Here is a 1,949-nt window from a genome sequence, read left to right as displayed (position 1 = left end):
CCCCTGCTTGCCACTATAGCATGATTTCTGTTTTTTTTTGGGTCTTTCTATCTCCTGTTCTGACACATCCACCACTATTACTTCTATTTCACTATTACTTTCTAATAGGGCTTTTTTTCCAGGTAGATTAAACAGACCTGATTTGATGAGAATATTCTCTACTTTCCTAACAATTCTATACGCCGTTGATTCGTTAACACCCCAACTATTTCCCAGATGAAAATAGGTGCGATATTCTCGCCAATATTCTAATGTTATTAGTAGTTGGTCTTCCGTACTCAATTTGCTAGGTCTACCTGTCTTTTTTTGCCAAACTTTTTCTGCCTTTAGGACTGTTACCATATCCTTAAATGTATCTGGATACACGCCACACAAGCGTTTGAACTCTGTTGGCTTTAAAGTTTTTACTTGTTCGTAATTCATCTTTCAATCTTAACTCTTGGACTATTTTATCCTATTTTGTCTAGACTTATGCAAGAGATCTATTAAAGCTGAACGTCAGCGACATCGAGAGAAAGAGGCTCTCCATCGACAAATATGGGAACCTCTTCCCTTAAGTTGACACCAATGATTGCATTCGCCCTCTTTGAACAACTTCTGCTGCTCACCAATATGTGAGAGAAAATCACAAATATAAGATGCACCCAGTTATGGCTGCTACGAATGAAAGAAAAATCGTATTAGTACAAATGCTCGAATTACCCTCTCCCCTCTCCCCACTTCATAATTGATAATTCATAATTCCCTCTCCCTGATTAATAACGGATGCGAGGATCAATGTAAGCATTGATTAAATCGATCAAAATACTGGCAAAAACCACTATTGTCGCAAAAAAAGCCATTAATCCCTGCACTGTTGGGTAATCACGCAGAGAAATCGCCCGATATAACTGATTTCCCAAACCCGGCCAAGAAAAAGTAACTTCTGTCAAGACTGCACCACCTAAAAGAGCCGCAAAAGTTAATCCTAAGACAGTAATTACCGGAATTAGGGCATTTTTCAGCGCATGGGCGATCATAATCGTTTTTTCTGGTATTCCTCTCGCTTTTGCCGCATCTACATAGTCCGCTTGCAAAGTTTGTTTCAGATTAACTCGCACCATTCGTTCAAAAATTCCACTCAAAAGAATGCCGAGAGTAAAACTAGGTAAGACTAGATAATACAAAGCTATAGGCAACTTATCTAGTTGTAGAGTCATCAGACTATCAAGGGTGTATAAACCCGTAATTGTCTGGGGGGGAGTTTCACTCAAAGGAAAACGAGTCCCCAAGGGAAACCAGCGCAACTGTACCGCAAAAATTAGCTGTAAGAGCATTCCCACCCAAAAAATCGGCAAGGAATAGGTTATCAGTCCAAATAAACGTCCCCCCGCATCTAAGGGTGTATTCGGACGGGAAGCGGTGATAATTCCCAATCCGACTCCCACTATCACTGCAATCAGCATTCCATAAAAAGTTAGTTCCACCGTCGCTGGAAAATGTTTAGCGATAATCTCCCATACCGTCACCCCCTTACTGGTTAAAGAGTCTCCTAAATTGAGGCGCATTAGATTGAAAATATAGTCTAGGTACTGGAAAAATAGGGGTTTATTCAGTCCTAACTGTTCTCTTAGGGCATTTTTGGCACTTTCAGGGGCGCGGTTGCCTAAAATCGCATCCGTGGGATCACCAGGAGCAACACGCATCAGCAGAAAAACCACCGTCACGATCGTCCATAACATCAAGGGAGCTAGGAGTAAACGCACCAGTAAATAGGATTGTAAAGCAGCGCGGCGAGACATGAGGGCTTTCCGATCAGAAAATAGATTCTCAAGGAACCATACCCCAAAATCGACCCAGCGATCGAGAAGTAGTGAATAAAAAATTAAAAATTAAATAGGGAAAAATATTTAGTACAAATAAACTAAAATATCCGCACCGCCAGTTCTGTTCAAGGGACTACCCAAAAA

The 1,949-nt window shown here is 40.9% G+C and carries 2 protein-coding genes; both read right to left on the bottom strand.

The window, feature by feature from the left end; genetic code table 11:
• Positions 1-423 (bottom strand): IS5/IS1182 family transposase (locus MICAI_RS15955; protein WP_039900317.1); only part of this gene is annotated, 423 nt, incomplete at its 3' end.
• A gap of 332 nt (positions 424-755) precedes the next feature.
• A complete protein-coding gene (locus tag MICAI_RS15950) occupies positions 756-1,781 on the bottom strand; it encodes an ABC transporter permease (protein WP_008204302.1) in 1,026 nt (341 codons plus the stop codon).
• Positions 1,782-1,949 lie beyond the last annotated feature (168 nt).

It is taken from the genome of Microcystis sp. T1-4 (assembly GCF_000297435.1).
Taxonomy (GTDB): domain Bacteria; phylum Cyanobacteriota; class Cyanobacteriia; order Cyanobacteriales; family Microcystaceae; genus Microcystis.
This window is presented reverse-complemented; position numbering and strand designations above follow the sequence as displayed.

Excerpts from the sequence above, each read along its gene's own strand:
- MICAI_RS15950 (WP_008204302.1), bottom strand. The coding sequence starts at position 1,781 with ATGTCTCGCCGCGCTGCTTTACAATCCTATTTACTGGTGCGTTTACTC.